Source organism: Candidatus Dependentiae bacterium (genome assembly GCA_018897535.1).
GTDB lineage: Bacteria > Babelota > Babeliae > Babelales > UASB340 > UASB340.
Genome location: JAHIKO010000066.1, coordinates 1 through 19176, shown reverse-complemented (window position 1 = coordinate 19176; position 19176 = coordinate 1). Strand labels below are relative to the sequence as shown.

18 protein-coding genes are annotated in these 19176 nt (G+C 27.6%); 3 read left to right on the top strand and 15 right to left on the bottom strand.

Features of this window, described 5'->3' with window-relative positions; translation table 11 throughout:
* Positions 1–129: 129 nt before the first annotated feature.
* Complete coding sequence (locus tag KKE07_04690) at positions 130–1656, bottom strand: YifB family Mg chelatase-like AAA ATPase (protein ID MBU4270140.1); 1527 nt, start codon at positions 1654–1656, stop codon at positions 130–132.
* A 72-nt stretch (positions 1657–1728) separates the two neighbouring features.
* Positions 1729–2766, bottom strand: a complete 1038-nt coding sequence (locus KKE07_04685; GenBank protein ID MBU4270139.1) for a hypothetical protein — start codon at positions 2764–2766, stop codon at positions 1729–1731.
* Between the two features lie 174 nt (positions 2767–2940).
* Here KKE07_04685 and KKE07_04680 point away from each other — a divergent pair, with 174 nt between their 5' ends.
* Complete coding sequence (locus tag KKE07_04680; GenBank protein MBU4270138.1) at positions 2941–4242, top strand: APC family permease; 1302 nt, start codon at positions 2941–2943, stop codon at positions 4240–4242.
* Here the strand turns inward: KKE07_04680 and KKE07_04675 are convergent.
* The 3 genes from KKE07_04675 to KKE07_04665 are packed head-to-tail and all read right to left on the bottom strand — an operon-like array spanning position 4239 to position 7712.
* Entirely contained in the window at positions 4239–5507 is a 1269-nt protein-coding gene (locus KKE07_04675; protein ID MBU4270137.1) for a hemolysin family protein, read from the bottom strand. The genes KKE07_04680 and KKE07_04675 overlap by 4 nt on opposite strands.
* Before the next feature lie 20 nt (positions 5508–5527).
* On the bottom strand, positions 5528–7087 hold the full coding sequence (locus tag KKE07_04670; protein MBU4270136.1) for an AMP-binding protein: 1560 nt from the start codon (positions 7085–7087) through the stop codon (positions 5528–5530).
* Positions 7088–7109: 22 nt separating this feature from the next.
* On the bottom strand, positions 7110–7712 hold the full coding sequence (locus KKE07_04665; GenBank protein ID MBU4270135.1) for a hypothetical protein: 603 nt from the start codon (positions 7710–7712) through the stop codon (positions 7110–7112).
* A gap of 145 nt (positions 7713–7857) precedes the next feature.
* Here KKE07_04665 and ybeY point away from each other — a divergent pair, with 145 nt between their 5' ends.
* Positions 7858–8319 (top strand): rRNA maturation RNase YbeY, encoded by a 462-nt coding sequence (gene ybeY, locus KKE07_04660; protein ID MBU4270134.1) that lies wholly within the window; start codon positions 7858–7860, stop codon positions 8317–8319.
* On the opposite strand, the gene KKE07_04655 is transcribed toward ybeY, so the two are convergent.
* The 9 genes from KKE07_04655 to KKE07_04615 form a co-directional block, all read right to left on the bottom strand.
* Positions 8290–9399, bottom strand: coding sequence for a protein kinase (locus KKE07_04655; protein MBU4270133.1), 1110 nt, complete (start codon positions 9397–9399; stop codon positions 8290–8292). The two genes, ybeY and KKE07_04655, sit on opposite strands and share 30 nt — an antisense overlap.
* A 19-nt stretch (positions 9400–9418) precedes the next feature.
* Positions 9419–10531, bottom strand: a complete 1113-nt coding sequence (locus tag KKE07_04650) for a protein kinase (GenBank protein MBU4270132.1) — start codon at positions 10529–10531, stop codon at positions 9419–9421.
* Positions 10532–10896: 365 nt separating this feature from the next.
* A complete protein-coding gene (locus KKE07_04645; GenBank protein MBU4270131.1) occupies positions 10897–12519 on the bottom strand; it encodes an MCE family protein in 1623 nt (540 codons plus the stop codon).
* Positions 12520–12549: 30 nt separating this feature from the next.
* Positions 12550–13611, bottom strand: coding sequence for a general secretion pathway protein GspK (locus tag KKE07_04640; GenBank protein ID MBU4270130.1), 1062 nt, complete (start codon positions 13609–13611; stop codon positions 12550–12552).
* A complete protein-coding gene (locus KKE07_04635) occupies positions 13611–14441 on the bottom strand; it encodes a prepilin-type N-terminal cleavage/methylation domain-containing protein (protein ID MBU4270129.1) in 831 nt (276 codons plus the stop codon). The genes KKE07_04640 and KKE07_04635 overlap by 1 nt, the downstream gene beginning before the upstream one ends.
* Before the next feature lie 7 nt (positions 14442–14448).
* Positions 14449–14841: a prepilin-type N-terminal cleavage/methylation domain-containing protein gene (locus KKE07_04630; GenBank protein ID MBU4270128.1), complete on the bottom strand. Its 393-nt coding sequence runs from the start codon at positions 14839–14841 to the stop codon at positions 14449–14451.
* 3 nt (positions 14842–14844) lie between these two features.
* Positions 14845–15393: a type II secretion system GspH family protein gene (locus tag KKE07_04625; GenBank protein MBU4270127.1), complete on the bottom strand. Its 549-nt coding sequence runs from the start codon at positions 15391–15393 to the stop codon at positions 14845–14847.
* A 10-nt stretch (positions 15394–15403) separates the two neighbouring features.
* Positions 15404–15832, bottom strand: coding sequence for a type II secretion system major pseudopilin GspG (gene gspG / locus KKE07_04620; GenBank protein MBU4270126.1), 429 nt, complete (start codon positions 15830–15832; stop codon positions 15404–15406).
* A gap of 23 nt (positions 15833–15855) precedes the next feature.
* A complete protein-coding gene (locus KKE07_04615; GenBank protein MBU4270125.1) occupies positions 15856–17073 on the bottom strand; it encodes a type II secretion system F family protein in 1218 nt (405 codons plus the stop codon).
* A gap of 119 nt (positions 17074–17192) precedes the next feature.
* Between KKE07_04615 and KKE07_04610 the strand changes: the two genes are divergently transcribed.
* Entirely contained in the window at positions 17193–18263 is a 1071-nt protein-coding gene (locus KKE07_04610) for a hypothetical protein (protein ID MBU4270124.1), read from the top strand.
* 4 nt (positions 18264–18267) lie between these two features.
* Here KKE07_04610 and KKE07_04605 read toward each other — a convergent pair.
* Positions 18268–19176: hypothetical protein (locus KKE07_04605; protein MBU4270123.1), on the bottom strand; the 909-nt coding region annotated here is incomplete at its 5' end.

The following is a 19176-nucleotide window of genomic DNA, read 5'->3' as shown; positions in this document are numbered from 1 at the left end:
TTCTTTTTTTGGCGTAAATTTTTTTGATGCCAGCATAGAATATGCGTTTGGCAAGCAAAAAACACTTATCAAAATTAAATGCTTAATTTTAAATTTCATACAAACTCCCTTAATAATAAAAAAATTAAATTAAGAAACTCCGGAATTTTTATCCAACGTTCTATACATAATAGCTTCTCTTATATGCTTTTTGTCTATGATATCGCAACTTTCAAGATCTGCAATAGTGCGAGCTATTTTTAATATTTTATGATATCCGCGCATACTTAAATTTAATTTTTCAAATGCCAGCTTTAAAGTAGCTTCAGCATCAATCGTTAATTTGCAATATTTTTCTATCTCAGGAGAACTCATAAATGCATTTTTTACATTTCTTTTTTGCTGAACATTTACTGCATTATCCACTTCAGTTTTCATTAAAAGAGAATTTTTACTTGTTAAATTTTTATTATTAATTTCATCATAATCAACCGCTGATACGTTAACATGAATATCAATTCTATCAAGCAGCGGTCCGGATAATTTTGCAAAATAATTTTTTATCTGATTTTTAGTGCAAACACATTTACCACTTTTATCACCATAATAACCGCATGGACAAGGATTAAGCGCAGCAACAAGTAAAAATTCAGATGGATATTCAAGTGATGAATTTGCACGTGATATCAAAACTTTTTTACTTTCCATAGGCTGACGCAAAACCTCAAGCGTGCTTCTTTTAAACTCTGCAAGTTCATCTAAAAACAAAACACCTTTGTTTGCCAAACTAATTTCACCGGGTTTGGGATGACTTCCGCCACCAACAAGCCCAGCTTGAGATATTGTATGATGCGGAGAACGAAATGGTCTGTGTAAAACCAAAGACTTATTATCCAAAAGCCCTGCAATCGAATAAATTTTTGTAGTTTCAATTATGTCATCAAAAGACATTTCAGGTAAAATTGTAGCAAATCTTTTTGCAAGCATAGTCTTACCTGCACCGGGAGGTCCAATAAATAAAATATTATGCATTCCGGCAGCAGCAATTTGCAATGCCCTTTTAGCCATATTTTGACCTTTAACTTCGTCAAAATCCAACGGATGTTTTTTAATTATTTCTGAAAATTTATCAAATGTTGAATCTGTGGGCTCAATATTTTTTTGACCTCTCAAATATTCAACAAGTTCTACCAAACTTTCCACGCCTATAATTTCTATGCCTTTTATTAAACTGGCTTCTGCACAATTTTGCTTTGGAATAATCAATCTTTTTTTATTATCTCTTAACATTCCATGAGCAACAGATAAAACTCCTCTTATTGGACGAATTTTACCATCAAGGGCCAATTCACCCAAAAATAAACTTTCTTCTATAAATTCAGACGTCAAATTTAAAAATTTTGCTGATTGTAAAATAGAGACGGCAATAGGAACGTCAAATAAAATATTTTGTTTTTTAAGATTTGCAGGAGCCAAATTTATAGTTATTAATCTTTCGGGAATTCTTAAACCGCTATTTTTTAGCGCAGCAAGTATACGTTTTGAACTTTCCGTAATCGCTTTATCCGGAAGACCTACAATATTAAACTTAATTAATCCCATCGATAAATCGGCTTCTACTTCAACTATTTGCGAATCTATACCAACAGGAGTAGCTGAATAAACTTTTGAATGCATTAATTCCCCACCAAAAAAAATGGGAGAGATTTTTCATCTCTCCCGTAAAAATTCGAATTTAAATTAAATTAATTAAGCTGCTGCAGGCTTTTCTGCTGGAATTTCTTCTTCTACAACTTGACCAATTTCTTGTTCTTCAGATGTTGCACCTGCACCCGGCATCTGAGATACTGCTTCTTTAAAATAATCTTCATTAATATCTAATGTAAATTCTTTTCTTAATTTATCGACATTTTCATTTAAAATATCTCTAAATTTATTCATCTTAAGCATTTCTTTAAGTTGGTCTTTAATTTCATTTAGATCAAAATAAACTGTATCTTTTTTATCAAAAGCATGAATTACCCAAACTTTACCATTAACTGCAACTTTAATTATTGAAGGATATTTTGTTAAAGCTAAAACTTTTTCTTTAATCTCTTTAGGAATACTTACGCTATATTCTGCAGACTGTTTTTCAGCGACACGATTAAAGCTCTTGTATGATTTTTCAAAGCTTAATTTAGCCATTTTCTTAAAATCAGATTCTTTTACAGATACTTTGTTTAAAAATAATAATGCATCTGCATCATTTGTAAATTCAACACCTTCAACCAAAACGCCACCTTGATCTTTTACAAATTTGTCTTTGTTTTTGTCAAAATGGTTTTTAATGTCTGCATCGGTAACATCAACACCTTCAAAAAGTTTCTTTTCGTATGCTTGTACCAATAACGATCTTCTTACCAATTTTTTAAGTTCTTCATAATTTTTCTGAAATTCTGCATCTGCATCAACATTATTTTTATTTGCCCAAGCTATTATTAATTCTTGTTTTACAAGTTCATCAAAAAACTTACGTTTTAATTCTTTTGGTAAACTTTCAGCTGAAGCACCTCTGAAATATGGGTTTGCTTGAAGCATTTGAGCTAAGTGTTTATTAAAATCATCTTCAGATATTGCTTGTTTACCATCTACATTTAATAAAACAATACTATTTGCAGTTTGTTCTTTTACTGAATCTGGAGAAGCTACCGAATCTTTTTTACTTTTTTCGCCACAACCAACAAATAAAATCACTGTTAATACTGAAACAAAAACACCCAAGTATTTTTTCACAAAACTATACATATAAGCCCTTTCTTTAGTAAATATAGTTCTTTTACGTTAACAACATGATCAAGCGTAACACAGCTTTCCAATTTTTCAAGTAATGATAAACAGGTAAATCTTGATAATGTACATTTTTATGCATTCTGTTAATTTATAATTTTGAACATTTTAATAGAGCGAAGGGAAAAATTTATGTCGGATACAAACAAAATGTCTATGTTCACAGCGATCCTTGTAAGTATAAATATTATGATTGGTATAGGAATATATCTTATGCCAAGTTATATGGCTCAACAAAGTGGTAATTTAAGTTTTTTAGGTTGGGGCTTAGTCGCTTTAATTTTTCTACCTGTAGTTTACAGTGTTGCTCAATTAACAAAATTATTTGATGGTGTAGGAAGTTTTTTCAGTTACGCCAATCATAGCTTAGGTCGTGGAGCAGGTTTTATTAGCGGTTGGTCATATTTTTTAGGTTTTTCTGCAACATCTGCAATGTTATTTTTATTCCTACGTGATTTTCTTCCACAACAATTTAATATCACGCTATTTAACAACCATCCAATCTTATTTAACCTGATTTTTATTTCAGTCTTTTGTTTTTTAAATTTATTAAGCCTTAAATATATAAGTAAAATACAAAGTGCTGTAACAATAATCAAACTTATGCCTCTGCTTTTTGTAATATCTTTAATATTCTTTTATTTCAATACAAATAATTTTACATTTGGTTTACAAAATGTAAGTGCATTAAAGTTTACAATTCCTTTGGCACTTTTTGGATTTTGGGGATTTGAGGCTTCTTGCGGTATAAGTCACTTAATAAAAGGTGATAAAAATACACCCTCAAAAGTTATTTTAATAAGTTTTTTAGCAACAGCATTAATTTATACACTTTTTCACTTAAGCTTGCTTTTAATAATGTCTCCGGAAAATTTGATAGAATTTAAAACTTATGGTTTTACAAGTTTTTTAAATATAAAAAATGAATTTTTACGTAGAATTTCATCAAGCTTTATTTCTTCTGCAATTCTTATAAGTCTATTGAATTCAATATTTGGAATAATTTTGACAAACTCTTCGAATTTGCAATCTATGATAGAAAATAATCTTTTTCCAATGTCCGGAAAATTAAAAAAATTAAACAAAAACGACAGACCTAAATATGTAATATTATTAACAGGTTTGACAGCATTTGTTATGGTAACATTAACAAGTAACACAATTATTTTAAACTCTTTGTGTAACATGGGCTTAATTATAACATTTACGCTTTTACTAATATCTTTGATATTAATTCAAAGAAAAAGAAATCTTAAATGGGAACTTATTCCGACATTTTTAGGATTTGTTTCATTGGGAATCGCTACATATTACAGCTGGATAAAAATTGGAGCTACAACAACTGAAAGATTATTGTTCTTATCTCCGTTAATAATTTTTGAATTAGCAGGTTTTGCTTTATTTAAAATTAATGAACGCAAAAAAAATTGTTAATTTTCTTGTTTTTCTTCAAAAACTAAAACTTGTAAAATTCTTCTAGGTGTAGCTTGCTGCACCTGGAAGCAATATCCGGCATAAACAAATCGCTCACCCTTTTTAGGTAAATGCTGCATTTTTTCTGACAAAAAACCTGCAAGAGTATTTGATTCTTGTGTATCAAAAGCTATACCTAAAAATTCACTCAATTTTTCCAAGCTAATTTTTGCATCAACAACCCAACCACCGGTTTCCATAGGAACAAATTCAGATCTGACACTTTCATGTTCGTCGCGAATTTCACCTACAATCTCTTCTAATACATCTTCAAGTGTTACAAGTCCGGAAATAGTTCCGTATTCATCAATAATTATTGCCATGTGCATTCTTTTGTGCAAAAACTCACTTAACAATTGATTTATTTTTTGAGTTTCGGGAACAAATAAAACCGGTCTTAAAATATCTTTGACTATTTTTTTTGATTCTTTATTTGTTGAAATAATATCAAAGACATCTTTTTGATGTATTATTCCTATAATATTTTCTTCATTACCTTCATAAACAGGAATTCTTGAAAATCTACTTTTTGTATAAAGATCCATTGCCTGTTGTAAAGTTGTATTTGCATCAATTAATATCATATCGACTCTTGGCACCATTATTTCATCAACCAAAGTTTGGCCAAGCCCAAATATATTTTGAAGCATTTCACTTTTTTCAGCTTCTATTAAACCTTTTTCATCACTGTAATCAATAAGAAATCTAAGCTCTTTTTCAGATATCTCATCCTGAGCTTTTTTAAAAATATTTTCTTTACCAATCTTTGCAAATATAAAATTAGCAATTCCAAGAAGCATTGATACAACCGGATACAATATTTTATAAAGTAAAAAAATTAAACCTAAAGAATAATTAAATATTGTTTCGTTATTTGCCTTAGCAACGGTTTTTGGAATTATTTCGCCAAATATTAAAATTATGAGGGTCGCCAATAACACACCAACCATCAATCCAACACCGCCAAATAAGCGTTCCATAATTTCGGCAATTAAAACAGAAGAAAGTACATGCGCAAAATTATTTGCAATTAATATAGTAATTAATATTCTTTGTGGATTAGCTTCCCAAGTATCAAACAAACTTTTATATTTATCTTTTTTAACACTCAACTCTTTTACTTTAAAAAGTCTTAGAGCTGTAAATGCCGTCTCCAAAAAAGCAAATAATGCTGCAAATGTTAATGCAAAAAAAAATACTATGATTTCTATATATAATATCGACATATATTTCTTCTACCTTTTTTTTAATAATTCTGTAATATTTTTTTATCTATTTTACCTGTAGCATTCATTGGCAATTCATTCAAGCAAATAATTTTTTTGGGTATTTTATAGCTTGCCAAATTAGATGCACATAGATCTCTTAATATACTCTCCAAATTATCAACATTTTCTTTTGACGCAACAAAAGCAACAGGAATTTGACCGGTATCGGGATCTTCCTTTCCTATAACGGCAGCCTGCATAACCTTAGGATGCGACAAAAGTACATTTTCTATTTCTTGAGGGTAAATATTAAACCCTTTATGAATAATTAAATCTTTTATTCTACCTTTAATAGCCAAGTAACCATCTTTATTAATTGATCCAAGATCACCGGTATTCAACCAACCATCTTTTAAAACTTTTTCCGTTTCTTCAGGTGCCTGATAATAACCCATCATCACATTATCGCCTTTAACCCAAAGAGTTCCAATATCACCTGCAGGTATACTGTTACCAATATCATCTCTTATATCACACTCTACACCAATAAGTGGATATCCAACATATTGAGTAGCTAGCGTTTCATTTTCATGATTTACCGCAATAACCGGAGCGGCTTCAGTTAAACCGTATCCTGCGCAAATCTTTCTACCATAAACCAATCCAAATGCAGATCTGATTTTGTCTGACATTGCATCTGCTCCGGATATAAACATTCTTATAGAATCCAAAGGAGCTGTTTTTAATAAACAAAGTAATCCAAATAATGCCGGAAATCCTAAAAATATTGTAGGCTTTTGCTTAAGTCCATTTAGTATAAGCTTTCTATCTATTTTTTTTACAATAATCATTGTAGAACCGGTCATTACAGGAAGCCACATGCAAGTATTTTGAGCAAAAACATGAAATAATGGTAAAACTGAAAAAAACCGTTCATTTTTTCGCTTATTCGTTGACATTAATCTTACATAATCTTGCAAGCTATTGGTCATTATGTTCTTAGAAGAAAGCATTACACCCTTTGGCTTTCCTGTTGTACCTGAAGTATATAAAATCAAAGACAATTGATCCGACTCTTGAGTTTTTACTTCAAACTCAATGTTTTTCTCAACATTAGAATCCCAGTCAATATCCAAATCAGTTAAAACTATATTTATGCTTGGGATTTCATTTTTTGGTAATAAATCAAATTTGGATTTAAGTTCATCTGAAACAAAAATAGCTTTAGCAGAACAATTGTTGACCACATACAAAAATTCTTTTTCATGTAAAAAAATATTAACAGGAACAACAATAGCTCCTATCTGCCAAATAGCAAAATAGGCAATATAATACTCAATACTATTGCCGGAATATATAATCACTTTATCAAATTTTTTAATTCCGCAAGATTCTATTTTTTTACTAAAAAGAACTGCCCTGTAGTAAAATTCTCTATAAGTAATTTGTTTTTCCGGATCTATAAGTGCAATATTATCAGCATACTTTTCATATGCAAGTTTTAATAACTCACCTGCATAAACAAGCTTACCATCATTTTCAAATTGCTTTTTTATTTCTTGAAAAGCTTGTTCTTCTTTTTTAAAAAAACTCTTCAAAAAACGTCTCCTAAAAAATTTATTATTTGTTTTCTTTATCTTTTAACAATTCAAATAAATCTACATCTTCATTATGAGAACATCCTGAGCAAGAAGAGCAAGAATCTGAATCACAGCCGTCTTCATCTAAATCATGATTGTGTTCTTGAACTGCTTCAAGCATTAATCTTAACTCTTTAGCCTTACCTTCATTAATTGCATTGGCTAAATCTTCGCTCATAATTTGCAATTCTTTTAAAGAATTAGTCAAATCCGTTGCTACCTGATTTTTAAATTCTTGTGTATCAACCAATTCATCGTCTTGGTCAACTATCATATTTAATAGTTCTTCAGCTTTTTTATCATCTTTAATATTCTTTATTTCAGAGATAGATTTAAACTGTTCATCTAGAAAATTAATATCTTCTTTAATATCACTGTTTAAATTTTTATAATGCTCAGAAATATTTTTTTCTATAGCCTTAAGATCCTCAACAATGTCAAAATCACTCTCTTCTTTTATTTTTGAAGATATAAGGTTTAAAAGACCTGTATAAATTTTATCAACAACAGTTAATAATTCTTTCTGTTTTTCAACTAAAAACTCAGTTTGTTCAAAAACTTTACTTATTCTTTCCTGTAACATAATAATAATCCTTTAAATAAACCCGCCCCTAAACTAAAATTCAACCTGTAACTTTAGATATCTTAGGAATCAGTGTAAAATAATAAAAATATTCTATATTTTACAGGCATTTGAAAATATAGCCAATGGAGTTTAGTATAGTTTTATGATTTTAATTAAAAATACCCAAAGAAAAATTAAATTTAATGTAAATAATATCAAAAATCAGGTATCCCACATATTAATTTTAGTGGAATATCCTGATTTCGATGTTAATTTTTGGTTTACAACAAACAAAACTATACGAAAATTTAATAAAAAATTCAGAAAAAAAGATAAACCAACAGATATAATCTCATTTCCATTTTATCCGGAATTAAAACCGGGTGAAAAAATTAAGCCAAAGCTTAAAGATGATAAAAATTTAGGGGATATAATTATATCTTTAGAATTTTGCCAAAAAGACAGTCTTAAACTTAATGTACCATTTGAAAAATATCTTTTAAGAATAATTATTCACGGAATTGTTCATCTTATGGGTTATGACCATACTACTGAAGCACAATACAAAAAAATGCATAAATTTGAACAAATAATATTAAAAACCATCGGAATAACTACGTTGTAATTTAAAATAATCACTAGAAGAACTTGAACGATCTGAAAATTCTGATTTTTTCAATTCTTCAATTTCATTTTTTACTTCTTCTTGTATTTTAATTAATTCTTCTAAAACATCATTTGCACTTGGTCTATTATCCCAATCAAAACAACAACATCTTTGTATTAAATCATAAAGATTTTCATTATAAATTTTTTCACCAATATCTTTTTTTTCTAACATATATGGTTTGAAATCATAATTTACTAAACAATCAAAATAGGCTTGATCAAAATTTTTTGAATCAAAATTTATTTTTTTATAAAAATTTTTTTTGTAAAATTTTTGAAATTTTTCTTTAATAGATTCTTCACATAAATATTCACAACATAAAACCGTATACATTAAAATTCCATATGCATAAATATCATCTGCAAAATAAAAATTATAATTTTTATTTTTACTTTTTTTATTTTCAATAAAATCTTTAACATTATTTGGCGCTATATATTGAAGAGTCCCATTTAAATCGTCAACTTCAACGAAATTCTGACCTTTCTTAATTTCTTTAGAAGTAGAAAAATCACATAATTTTAAATCATCGCCAAAAATTAAAACATTTTCAGGTTTTATATCTCTATGAACATATCCATTTTCATGCATATATAAAATTGCTGAAATAACTTTTATTAATATTTGTAGTTTTATATTAATATCTATAGGATCATTGTTTCCTTCAAGTTTTTCATTTAAAAATCTGATAATATCATAATCTGCCCATTCTTCATCCAAACTTAACGTTTGATCATAAGATTTTATTAGCTTAACTATATAATTATTTTCAGTTTTATTTAGTGCATTAATAACATTTACTTCATTTTCAAATAATTTTGGCTGATTCTCATTAAATTTTTTTTCATCATCCAAAAGCGGTACATCATTCGGACATAATTTATAAGTAAGCCGTGCAAATGTTAAATTACCTTTTTTACATTTTTTAACCTCTTTATTTCTACCCAAAATACCTGCAAAACAGGTTTTTAATAAAAACAGATTAATTAAAATAAATAAAAATAAATTACATTTTTTTGTATTTATAAAAAACATTTTACTCCCCGATTTAAAACTAATATTCAATCTCATTTAAAATTTTATAAATATTTTCCAAATCATACAATAATTGTTCTGATGTTGGCCTTGAATTAACATCTTCAGCCCAACAAGATTCAATAATTTTATTAAAATTTTCACTAAATTGTTTACAAATTTTTTCATCAAATATTTCAGTAATAACTAAGTCATATAAAAAATTTTGATTCAATTCCGGTCTCCAGCCATTTGATATTTTATTTGCTACATATGAACCATTATTTAAAGTTTTATTATTAATACCATCCAAATTTATTACAAATTCTTGAATATCCTTCGCATATAATAACTCCCACATCAAGATACCAAATGAATAAATATCATCGGCAAAATAAAATTTTATTTTTTTATTTTTACTATTAACTTTAAATTGTTCTGTTTCTAAAAAATAATTGGGCGAAAAATAAGAATAGGTACCGCAACAAAAAGAGGATTCAACAAATCTATTTTCAATATTCCCTTTACAAACAGATGTAAAATCTACAAATTTTATTTTTGGAAACTCTTCAGTAAATCGAATTAATATATTTTCAAATTTTAAATCTCTATAAACATATCCATTTTTATGCATATAATTTAAAAATTCTACAATCTGAATCAAAATTTCAAGTTTTTCTAAAAGCGTATAATTATAAATATTTTCAAATTCATCCCAAAGATCCCACCCCCAACGCTCTTCTATTAAAATTTTATTATTATCATCATAGGCAATCAAATTTATAACATTTGGATTTTTTTTATTCTCAAGTAAAAAATCACGTTCGGTTTCGTAATTACTTTTTTGAACGTCATCAACAATATCACAGTCCTGTAATACTTTAAATTTAATTAAAACCTTATTTGATACTAATTTTTCACTCAAAAAATCTTTTATACCATAATTATAAACATTTTTTTCTCCACCAAACGAAATTAATTTGCCATACTCACCATCATTAGGTTTGTTTCTATTAGAATAGGAACATATATCATCTTCAAATGGTTTTTTAAATATATAATTCGAATCCGTCCAGTTCATTCCAAAAGAAAAATTGAACACACTGAAATTTAATAAACAAATTAATAATAAATATTTTTTAAAATTGCTCATAAAACACATTAATATTTATAATTGAAAATAATAACCATTATATAAATAAAAAAATTTCTTTCCAGTATTTTTTTATATTACCTATTTTTTTTTATTGATAAAGCTAAAAACAAGTATAAGATTAAATCTTTTCATGCTTTTGGGGTTTTATAAATAGCATACAAAAATTATTTATACAAGGGAAAATCTATGGCTTATGATAAAAATTATGATTCTTCATATGATTCATTATATGATTACACAGTATATGACATGGGTTTTATATTCGAAGCCGATGAAGAAGAGGACGATAACTTGGATTTAGACGTTTACGATGCCTAATATTTTTATATTAAGCATCGTAAACTAAAAATTAATCTATAAAATTATCTTCCAAGTTTGCCAACAGGAAATGACGATAGTAAATATTTCAAATCATCATCACCGAATCTTATACCACCACCAATAAATGGGGCTGATGAATATTTTCCAATCATATCACTTATACCAAAAGCAGTATAAATATTTTTCATGATAAATACTTTATTCAGCCATCTCAAATGTGGACGTCGATCATCAAGTCTGTTTGTTCCTTTAAAATCAAATGCTTCAAAAGATGTTATCCAATGAATTTTGTCCGTTTTAAAAGGTATATAATAATCGCAAGCCATACCGAATGTATTTTCAAACATACCAATTCTTAAGGCTAAACGATCAAAGCGTTTTCCAAATTGGAATCCGAACAACATATCGTATTTTCTTTTTCTTGTTTTACTTTTTATATCAGAAAATTCCAAGCTATCGTGAGCTTTTAATGCCTTTCCAAAATCACCGGTTCCGTAATCTAAATCATCAAAATTAATTTTATCGTATTCATCTGTTTCATTTTTCTTAAACCATTCCCTATGATCTTCATCTCTTGTTATTGAACCTCTATCGGAAGAAACCAACTGCAACATATAAAAATAATCTTGAGTAGGTCTTAATCTTAAATTAAAATAACCCTTTGAATACCATTCTCTATCGACACACAATTCAGAATGCATATCAACATCAACCATCATTGACTGACTCTTGGTGATATAATCTTTTAGACCGCGAATTGTCTTTTTAATATCATCATAAGTTTCATCTTCATTTACCAATTTACCAATAAGTCCTTTACCGGTATTTATTTTTTCAACAACCATTTCAGCTTCTTTAAATGTAATTTTGGCTTGATCCGAAGTGGATTCCAAACTTTTAAATGCCGAACTTACTTTTGGTAAAGTATCATCTGCAAATGCAACTCTCAATCTATCTGAAGTATCTTTTATAGACGGTATTGTTTCATCCAAATGTTTTAATATTGATGGAGCTCTTTGGCTAGCATTCGTCATAACATTTCGCACATCCAATAATGTCGAATTAATATTATCTTCATTATTACGCATAGTGCGTTCAAGAACCTCGGAAAAATCTGCTATTCGATTTGAAGCTTTTGTAATACCTTCTAGCGATTGTTTTAAATTTTCTTCACCTTTTTGTGATGCAAAAACATTTTTAAATGAAGAAGCTATATCTTGAACTGAAGATGCAATATCTTTAAATTGGTCCAGCAAATCGGTAACACTTGTAGGAGCTCTCCCCGGAATGGACAAAACGCTTCCCGGTAATAATGTTCCGGTTTGAGGATCACCCGGTTCTATTTCAAGAGTTTTTGTACCAATCAATCCCTCTTGGCCAATTAAGGCATATGCGTTCTTTGCAAGTTTTATATTTTTGTTTATACGCATTACAATTTCAGCTTTACCATCGGATAAAAGTTCAATTGCATCAACCCAACCAACATCAACACCTGCAATTTTAATTGGGGCTTTTACATCAAGACCTCCGGTATCATCAAAATATGTTTTATAAATATTATACTGAGCCGTATCCAAACGTAATGCGCCGATATTTATACTTAAATAAATAAAAATACCAACGGCGATTATTATAAATATACCAACTTTAGTTTCTGTTCTCACAAGAACACCTATCTTGTAACATAACAAAATTTAGATCCAATACATCCTAACAATTTGGAAAGTTTTTAAAGAACTCTCCGTTTCTTTTTCTTTTTTTTGCTTTTCTACCTCTTTTAAAACTACAAGTAATCTTTGTTCTACTTCATCTATTTTTCCATAGGATATCACAGAATAAACCTTAGGACCAAATTCTTTAGATAAAATAGATTTAAAACCATTTAATATTTTATTATCCTTACCAAAAATTGGTGAATAATAACTCCAATTTTCAATTATATTTTGCGAATAATTTTTCGTTACAAATTCTATCAAATTTTTAAATTGTTTTTCAAAAGTCACAGCATCATCTGACATAGGCTGCCTTAAACCAAGTACAGCAAGAGTTGAATTTGATAAAAATAAAAATTCAATATTTTCATCATCTGTCCAAGTTGTGAATAAGTCCTGCAAGCATATATCTGCATTTAAATTTTTTTTATTTTTTTTATTATTATCGTTTTTTGCCGGTGGTTTATAAAACAAATCAATATTACTTAATCCCTGAATTTTAATAAGTTCTGAAATATCATTTAAATTTTTTTTTCTCTCATTTAAAAAATCAGTTAAGTTTTTCAAAATATCTCCGGGCTTCAATTTTCCCTTTATTTCAAGCCCAGCCAAAAGTTCTTTATAATTTTCTTTAAATTCTTTTTTTTCAAAATCAAAGATTTTATTAATATTTAATTTGCCATTTTCACAACTTATACAAAAACCAACTTCTCCATTTATGCCATCAACATCTTGCGTCAATTTAAATATTTGTTTTTTATTTAAATTTGGCAAAATTCTTTGCAAAAAAATTTTAAATTTATCTTTTTGTTCTTTTTCTTTATTATTCTCTTGCAACTTATCCTTTACTTCATCAATCAACTGAGAAATTGCTAAATTTATACCACCCAACGCCAAAGATCTCGCTTGATGCATTTTTATCTGATTTGAAGTAAAAAAATAATTTATTAAAACAGATTTAACCAATTGTTCTGTTAAAATAGCCAACATAGAAAGAAATATTAATGTAAAAATTAAAATTGAGGCTTTACTATTTTTTTGCATTAATTTTTATTCCCATTTTCCATATTTTTTTCTTCTTTTGCATTTGTTTCATTAAAATGCTGCGCAGAAAATATATTTATCAATCTGGTAAAAAAATAACTTTCCGTAAGTTTATCGTTCCAGAAAGATACTACTAAAAAAGCATAATTGGGAAGTAAATTTTTTGTTTCATCTTTTTGTCCCCATGTAAAAAGATTTATTTCTTTATTTTTATCTTCTTTTTTTAACAATTGATATTCTATAGAAAATTCTTTTATGTTATCTGCTATTAAAAAAGATCTAATTTTACTATCTTTAAAATCGTCAGATGATTTAAAATCAATATTATTCAAATCATATGTTTCTTTTCTGAATAATTTATAAACAATGTTATCTTTTACACTTTTTTCTTTATTTTTTTCTAAAAAGTATCCAACACGGACCAATTTTACATTTTTTTCATCATATATTTCATAGGAATTTGTAGAAATAAAACTTAAACTTTTAAATATTTCATATTTTTTACCCATATATTTAAATGATTCAATGTCGTATACAGCTGTTTTTAAATAATTTTTATTATCTTTTTTTTCGTCTTTTTTATTTTCTTTTTTGTTATCTTGTTTTTTATCAATCTCATCATGAGAATCTATCGCCAGCATTGTAGATATATCTTTTTCAATTTGATTTAAAAATATATAAACTTTTTTGTTATATTTCGAATTTAAATAAGTTTTATCTATAATATTTTGTAAGTTTAAATAAATACGCATCACACCGAATATAATAAATGCAGAAATTCCAAGTGAAATTATAACTTCCAATAATGTAAATGCTTTATTTTTCTTCATAAAATAACTACTTTTTATCTTCTTTAAATCTGGCAAATGTTAAAAATGAAATATTGTAATTACTACCGAATTCTTTCCAAGAACCATTGGTTTTAATAATTTTTACATTATCCAAAAAATTATTTAATGAAGATTTTTTATCAATATCAACCAAATTTGAAACAATTTTTATTTCAGGATTTTCTAATTCTTTTACTTCTCTTTTCTTTTTTTTATCTTCCAAATTTTTTACAAATTTTATATTTTCTTCCTGAACAATAAACACTCTATCTAGAAATGATTTTTCTTTATCGCTTCTTGTAAGCATTTTAAAATGAACTCCGGTAAAAATAGTTACCATTGAAACCAATATCAATAAAGCCATAATAACTTCCAATAATGTAAAAGCTTTATTATTCATAATTTATTTTTCCGGTTTTAAAAAACCTTCAACCAACTGAAATTCGCCAATAAAAGGTTCTACTTTAAAAGAATATTTTACTTTTTGATCTTCATTAATTTTAACAATATGAATTAATATGTTTTGAACAAGTCCATCTTTGGATATATAGCAAAAAGCTTCTCTCTTTTTATCTGCCAATAAATCATCTTTATTTAAATACACGGATTCAATTTTAAAATTTTCAGGCAAAATATATTGGGTATTTAAATATTCGGAATAAACTTTTTCAGGAATTAACTTATTTTTATTTTCAGAATCTATTTCCATTACCTGAATAGTAACGGAATCCGGTAATTCTTTTTCAGATTTAAACAAAAGTCTGTACATTTTTTCATTAAAAACAGCTTCTTGCCGAGCTATTGTAAGCATATTATTAAATTGACCAATTACTGCACCTATTTTAATATTATCTTTTCTTTTAAAAAATCTTGTAGATATTATGGTTGCCATAAAACCTATGACAACCATAACAACCATAATTTCGATCAATGTAAATGCTTTTTGATTCATTGAATCTTTATTAAGCTCCAACAATAATTTCTTTTGTAGGATCTGTTTCCATTTCACCTCCAACAGAAATTATTTCAAATATTTTAAATTTATTTTTATATTTTTCCGGAGGGCAATTGTATTCAAAATCTTGTGCCCATGCATCTTGTAAATCAGCATCACTATCAACATAACTTCCATTCCAATTTTCATTATTGGGAACATTTGGTCTTTCAACTAAAGCTCTAAGACCGCCCTCCTGTTTTTTAGGATAATGTCCCATATCCATTTTATATTCTAAAATAGCGCCCTTAAGTTTACCCAATATAATCTCAGTTTTATATCTTTCACTTTGTGCAAATTTTTTATATATTCTTGGTCCAATTAAAGATACAATAAAACCAATAATCACCAAGACAACCATAATTTCTATAAGCGTAAACGCTTTACTGTTTTTCATAAAAGCTCCTATATATTAAAAAACTATACCCCTGATAAATCACCCATACTTGCTATAGGTAAAAACACCGATATAACTATAAAACCTATTATCAATCCAGTAATTATTGTAGTAATAGGCCCAATTTTTGCAACCAACCCATCTATAATATTTTTTAATTCTTCATCATAATCAACACCAACAGTCAAAAGCATATTATCTAAATTTCCAGACTGCTCTCCTGTTTCAATCATATAAGTTGCTATGTTTGGAAAAATTTCAGTTTGCTTTAAATATTTGGCTATTTTACCTTCTTTTATAATATTGCCCTTAGCTATTTCCAACTTATCGTGCAAAACAGAATTTTCGACAATATTGGAAACTATATCCAAACTTTCCGCTAAATTAACTCCGGCACTTAAAAGTATTCCCAATGTCTGACAAAACTGAACAACAGCTTTAGTTTTTGAAAAATAAGAAATCATAGGAATTTTTAAAAACAATTCATCAAGAGATCTTTTTCCATTTTTGGTTGATTTCCAATATAAAAATAGTAAAAATATAATAGTAAATATTATAGATATTGAGAAAAAATTATTATTAAGAAAATCTGAAACATTTTTCAAAAACAAAGTAGGTCCTGGCAATTCGGTTTTGCTCATTTTTATAAAGATATCCGTTATTCTTGGAACTAAAACTTTTATTAGAACAATAACAACTAAAGCAGAAAACCCTAAAACAAACATAGGATAATTTGTAGCCTTTTTAATTCTTTGTTTAGTATCCGCTTCTCGAGCCATATAATCGATAAGCTTTTCTAAAATAAGATGTAATTTGCCACTGGCTTCGCCGGCTCTTACAAGTTGCACATAAATATTTGAAAATACTTTTGGATATTTTCCAAGTTCACTTGCAAATGAATTTCCTGATTTAACACCATCTTTTACATTAATTAAAATGCGCTTAAATTTTTTTTCGAATTGTTCTATTAAAAGTTCCAATGCCTGTAATAATGGAACACCGGCCTTTAATAAAACGGCAAGTTGTTTGGTAAAAATTATTTTTGTTTTTATATCAATTTGGGGCTCAAAAAAAGAAAATGCGAAAGCTTCGATTTTATCTGAACCAAATTCTTCTATCCGAAAAGGCATTAAACTTTGGCCTTGTAAGGTTTTTTTAGCCATGTCCAAAGATGACATATCTATTGTTCCGGAAACAATTTTACCACTACGATTATAAGACTCATATTTGTACAGTGGCATATAAAACTCCAACTTTATATTTTTTTACTTGTAAAAAAAAATATTATGATGTTAATCTTACCCAAGTTCTAAATCTAAAAATTAAATAGCTCTTAAAGAGTAACAAAAAGGAGTTCGAAATGAAAATAAAAAATTTGATAGTTTTGTTTATGAGCTATATAACCATATTTTTTACTAATATTTGTGCAGAAAAATTTGATATAAATAATTATCTAGGCTCAATGATACCATCTCAATACAGCACAATTAGTATTAAATATTATTTAAATTATTCTCCATATCAAGATGAAACAAAAAATAATATTCAATCTAAAACTTCAATATTTAATCAGGTTCTTAATAAATATGTAAAAGAAATTTACAATAGTAACGTTTATCCAAATTTTTTATCACAAAATGCCATACACTTTAATGAATTTTTAGAATTAAGTGAAGAACTTAAACTATCTTTAAATCCATTATATACCTGTATAAGACTTTTTTATAATAAAATAAAAGCTTGCGAACTTGTAGACGATACCGTTTTATTGCAAATACTAAATCCATTGCCAAGACTTGTAGAAAGATATTTTGAAGAAAAAAACAATGAAAAAATAAGTTTGAAATATCTTAAAAAAAGTATAGAAAAAACAATTTTATTTAAATTTTCGGAACATCTAAATGATTTTCAAGCAAATTCAAATGAATTTATATCGGAATTAGCAAAAGAAATAAGCCAAATTACCAAAAATGAAATAAACCAAATTGATACAAATAAAGAACAATATTATATGAAAGAACGTTTTAGAAATTTACTAATTCGTTTTATAGAAATTACAATCTCAAAACTTATTTGGGATAGTAAACATTATCAAAATATATGGGGATCGGTTCTTTCTATTGCAAATAACCTTGTAAGACTGGCAGAACATAAAATTCTTGATCATATGGATGATCTTGACGATATGTTATGGTCATTAACAATAAGATTTAACTACTATTTAACATTGGTCGGCTCGGCTCTTCCTACAGATTTTTATGAAGAAATAGAAAACGATATTGCAAACGGTTCTGCATTTTTTTTAGAGCTTGAAGAACAAGACCAAGGAATAGTAAGTAAAAAAGAATCTTTACTAAAAACTTTATTAAATGCAAAAGCAAAATCATTTGCATTTCATGAAACAGGGCTTTTTTCAGATCAACGCGTTTAAATATTTATCGTACAAATAAAGTTAAAAGAGCCAAGGCTACTATTAAACAATAAATTGAAGCTGACTCTATAAAAGCTTGAGCTAAAATATTTGATCTAAATAAAGCTGCATAATTTTCAGGATTATAAACTATTTGCATAACACTTTTTGATCCAACCAATCCGGTACTTGTTGAAGTACCAATACTTCCAATGCCTACGGTAAAAGCTGCAGTTAAAAACACTACAGAATTTATAAAATAATTTTCAGGAGTAGTAGGTATATATATTATCAATAATGCTGTTAATAAAGAAAATATTAAAGATGTTTCAATAACAGCTCCATTTATAATGGAAAATGGAAAAAGTTTAGGATAAGCATCTCTATTCATTCCAACGGTAGAACAAGATGAGTTTGAAAAAACACCCTGTCCTATACTTGTACCAATTGAACCTAAAGTCATTACTATTGATGCACTAAAATATTTAAGTCCAACAAAAAAATCGCTAATAAAGCTAAAATTTCCAACAATAATTAAGCCAATCACAAAAGAAAATATTACGGATGCTTCAATTAAAGATTGCGACACAAGCATAAACGTCAATATTTTATTGGCAAAAATAGGTTGTCTTGAAATTGAATTAACACTGGATTTTACAGCAAAACTTGAAGATATACTTATTGCGCAAGCGGAAATACCCATCATCAAACCTATACCAAGTTCAGCAAAAGCTATTCCGTAAGTAATATTAACTGTGTTTCCAAAGAGAAGCATTAAAGTAATAACCAAAGCTAAAATTATACCACTTTCTATAAAAGCAAGGCCGACTATCATAGATCTAAAAATTTGATCTCGCCCCTCAGCTTGAACTTCTAAAGCACTTAATGAACCAAATGCAGCAAACCCTTGTCCTATTCCGGCACCAATGGCACC